Here is a 3,967-nt window from a genome sequence, read left to right as displayed (position 1 = left end):
TTCCTTCCCCTTGTGCGATCGCTCATTTTCGAGCTGATCAATTCTTTGCTTGGTCGTTCCTACTTGTTATTGCCTACTTGGCGGTCTTGAGCACCTCCACGGCGGCCAAAACCTCCGGCGCCAGTCCGTCGCCGCCCGCGTCCACATGGGCGATGATGGCGCGGCGCATCCGTGGTTCCCAGAACTTCTTCAGATGCTCGGCGATGCCGGGCACGGCCTTGTCGGCGCCCTGGCTGCGAAAGAAGCTGCCGATCTGATTGGCCATGTAGACAAGCCGGTCAGGCGACATCGGCGGCTCCGTCGTGAGTGTGGTCGATGCGGCTCGGATGGGTGAAGACTTCGAAGCCGTCAGCGCGAGCGATGGCGGCGAGGGTGATGCCGGCGGCTTCCGCCATCCGCACGGCCAGCGCCGTCGGAGCCGACACGGCGACCAGCACGCTGCAGCCGAGCGCCGCGGTCTTCTGCACCATCTCGACCGAGACACGGCTGGTCAGCAGCACAAGGCCGCGGCTCGCGTCGATGCCGCCGCGCGCGATCGCGCCGGCAAGCTTATCGAGCGCATTGTGGCGGCCGACATCTTCGCGCAGCGCCACGATGCCCTGTTCGGGTATGTAGTACGCGGCGGCATGCACGGCGCGCGTCTCGACATTGAGCTTCTGCAGCGGCGGCATGGCCTCGATGGCGGCGACGATCTGCTGCGGCGAGAAGCTGCGGCCTTCACCGACGGTCGCGACCGGGCGCACCGCCTCGGCGATCGAGTCGACGCCGCACAGGCCGCAGCCGGTCGGGCCGGCGATATGGCGGCGGCGCTGCTGCAGTACGTCGGCTTCGGCATCGGCAAGCCACATCCGCAGTTCGACGCCGTCGTCGTGTGGCACCAACTCCAGCGTCTCGATCTGCGCGGCACTGGCGACGATGCCTTCGCTGAGGCTGAAGCCGACCGCGAAATCCTCGAGATCGGCCGGCGTCGCCATCATGACTGCCTGAGTGGAACCGTTGTAGCTGATCGCCACCGGCGTCTCTTCCGGAATTGCGCGCGTGCCGGCCTGCATGCGGCCGTTGCGCCAGACCTGGCTGGGACTGGTGTGGACCGTCCGCATCTTCACTCCGCGGCTTCGGCCGGCGCCGCGATCCGGCGGGCGGCCGCGGCCTGCTGATTGTAGTCGCGCTGCCAGTCGGACGGGCCGTTCGACGGCGCCACCTGCACGGCCGTCACCTTGTATTCCGGGCAGTTGGTCGCCCAGTCTGAATATTCCGTGGTGACCACGTTGGCCTGCGTGTCGGGGTGATGGAACGTGGTGTAGACGACGCCCGGCGCGACGCGATCGGTGATCAGCGCCCGCAACGTGGTTTCGCCGGCGCGGCTGGTGAGCCGCACCCAGTCGCCGTCGCGCACGCCGCGCTGTTCGGCATCGTGCGGGTGGATCTCCAGCCGATCCTCGTCGTGCCACACCGAATTGGCGGTGCGCCGCGTCTGCGCGCCGACATTGTACTGCGACAGGATGCGGCCGGTGGTGAGCAGCAGCGGGAAACGCGGCCCGGTGCGTTCGTCGGTCGCGACATATTCGGTGATGACGAACTTACCCTTGCCGCGCACGAAGTGATCGATGTGCATCACCGGCGTGCCTTCCGGCGCCTTGTCGTTGCACGGCCACTGGATCGACCCCAGCTCGTCGAGCCGGGCGTAGGATACGCCCGTGAAGGTCGGCGTCAGCTCGGCGATCTCGTCCATGATCTGCGACGGATGCGTGTAGGTCATCTTGTAGCCGACCGCCTCGGCCAGCTTCAGCGTCACTTCCCAGTCTTCCAGGCCGTTCTTCGGCGACATCACCTTGCGGACGCGCTGGATGCGGCGTTCGGCATTGGTGAAGGTGCCGTTCTTCTCCAGGAAGGTCGAGCCCGGCAGGAAGATATGTGCGTAGTTGGCGGTCTCGTTGAGGAACAGGTCGTGGACGATGACGCATTCCATCGCAGCCAAGCCGGCGGCGACGTGCTTGGTGTCGGGGTCGGACTGCAGAATGTCCTCGCCCTGCACGTAGAGCGCCTTGAACGAGCCGTCGACTGCGGCGTCGAGCATGTTGGGAATGCGCAGGCCAGGCTCGTTGTCGAGCTTGACGTTCCACAGCGCCTCGAAGCTCTCGCGCACCGCGTCGGTCGAGATGTGGCGATAGCCCGGCAGTTCGTGCGGGAAAGAGCCCATGTCGCACGAACCTTGCACGTTGTTCTGGCCCCGCAGCGGGTTCACGCCCACGCCGGGCCGACCGAGATTGCCGGTGGCCATCGCCAGATTGGCGATCGCCATCACGGTGGTCGAACCCTGGCTGTGCTCGGTGACGCCGAGACCATAATAGATCGCGCCGTTGCCGCCGGTGGCGAACAGCCGCGCCGCCTCGCGCAGCGCCTGCGGATCGACGCCGGTGACAGTGGCGGTGGCTTCGGGGCTGTTACGCTCGTCGCTGACGAACGCCGCCCAGTGCTCGTATTCGCTCCAGTCGCAGCGCTCGCGCACGAAAGCCTCATGGGCGAGACCTTCGGTGACGATCACATGAGCTAGCGCGGTCAGCACCGCGACGTTGGTGCCGGGCTTCAGCGGCAGATGCTGCGCGGCTTCGACATGCGCCGAGCGCACCAGATCGATGCGGCGCGGATCGATAACGATCAGCTTGGCGCCCTGGCGTAGCCGCTTCTTCAGTCGCGAGGCGAACACCGGGTGGCCGTCGGTCGGATTGGCGCCGATGATCAGCACGACGTCGGAATGCTCGACCGAGTCGAAGTCCTGGGTGCCGGCCGAAGTGCCGAACGCGGTCGACAGGCCGTAGCCGGTCGGCGAATGGCAGACGCGCGCGCAGGTGTCGACATTGTTGTTGCCGAAGCCGGCGCGGATCAGCTTCTGAACCAGGAAGGTTTCTTCGTTGGTGCAGCGTGACGAGGTGATGCCGCCGATCGAGTCGCGGCCGTATTTCGCCTGAATGCGCTTCAGCTCGGACGCCGCGTAGCTGAACGCTTCGTCCCAGCTCACTTCGCGCCACGGCTCGCTGATGCTGGAGCGGATCATCGGATTGAGGATGCGCTCCTTGTGATTGGCGTAGCCCCAGGCGAAACGGCCCTTGACGCAGGAATGGCCGCGATTGGCCTTGCCGTCCTTGTAGGGCACCATGCGGACCAGCTCTTCGCCGCGCATCTCGGCCTTGAAGCTGCAGCCGACGCCGCAATACGCACAGGTGGTCACCACCGAGTGCTCGGGCGTGCCGATCTCGATCACGCTCTTCTCGTTCAGTGTCGCGGTCGGACAGGCCTGGACGCAGGCGCCGCACGATACGCATTCGGAGCCGAGGAAGCTCTCCTGCATGCCGGGCGACACCACGGAGTCGAAGCCGCGGCCCGCGATGGTCAGCGCGAAAGTGCCTTGGACTTCTTCGCAGGCGCGGACGCAGCGCGAGCAGACGATGCACTTCGACGGATCGTAGGTGAAATACGGATTGGATTCGTCGCAGCCCGGGTTCGGGTGCTTCTCGCCGGAGTAACCATAGCGCACGTCGCGCAGGCCGACGGCGCCGGCCATGTCCTGCAGCTCGCAATCGCCATTGGCCGAGCAGGTCAGGCAATCGAGCGGGTGATCGGAGATGTACAGCTCCATCACGCCCTTGCGCAGCTGCTTCAGCCGCTCGGTCTGTGTCTTGACCACCAGGCCGTCGGCGACCGGCGTGGTGCACGACGCCGGCGTGCCGGCACGGCCTTCTATCTCGACCAGGCACAGCCGGCACGAGCCGAACGCGTCCACCATGTCGGTGGCGCACAGCTTGGGAATGCTGGTGCCGGCTTCCATCGCGGCGCGCATGATCGAGGTGCCTTCCGGCACGCTGATCTTTTGCCCATCGATGGTCAGCGTCACCGTCTTGGTGGAGGTCGAAGCGGGAGTTCCGAAATCGGTTTCGGAACGAGCGGCATGTGTTCTCCCCTCCTATCA

General features: G+C 66.0%; 3 protein-coding genes. All 3 read right to left on the bottom strand.

The genetic code is table 11. The annotated features are described in order from the left end of the window. Positions 1-73: 73 nt before the first annotated feature. From I5M_RS11880 to fdhF, 3 genes are read right to left on the bottom strand one after another with little or no spacing between them, the layout of a single operon-like run. Positions 74-289: a formate dehydrogenase subunit delta gene (locus I5M_RS11880; protein ID WP_022721605.1), complete on the bottom strand. Its 216-nt coding sequence runs from the start codon at positions 287-289 to the stop codon at positions 74-76. After that, positions 279-1,100: a formate dehydrogenase accessory sulfurtransferase FdhD gene (gene fdhD, locus I5M_RS11875; protein WP_031336126.1), complete on the bottom strand. Its 822-nt coding sequence runs from the start codon at positions 1,098-1,100 to the stop codon at positions 279-281. Before fdhD ends, I5M_RS11880 begins: the two co-directional genes overlap by 11 nt. A 2-nt stretch (positions 1,101-1,102) precedes the next feature. Then, the gene (gene fdhF / locus I5M_RS11870) at positions 1,103-3,892 is read right to left on the bottom strand and encodes a formate dehydrogenase subunit alpha (RefSeq protein WP_022721603.1); all 2,790 of its coding nucleotides are present in this window, start codon (positions 3,890-3,892) and stop codon (positions 1,103-1,105) included. Positions 3,893-3,967: the final 75 nt, after the last annotated feature.

Origin of the sequence: Rhodopseudomonas sp. B29 (genome assembly GCF_000333455.1) — a bacterium.
Classification (GTDB): Bacteria; Pseudomonadota; Alphaproteobacteria; order Rhizobiales; family Xanthobacteraceae; genus Rhodopseudomonas.
This window is presented reverse-complemented; position numbering and strand designations above follow the sequence as displayed.

Excerpts from the sequence above, each read along its gene's own strand:
- fdhD (WP_031336126.1), bottom strand. The coding sequence starts at position 1,100 with ATGCGGACGGTCCACACCAGTCCCAGCCAGGTCTGGCGCAACGGCCGC.
- I5M_RS11880 (WP_022721605.1), bottom strand. The coding sequence starts at position 289 with ATGTCGCCTGACCGGCTTGTCTACATGGCCAATCAGATCGGCAGCTTC.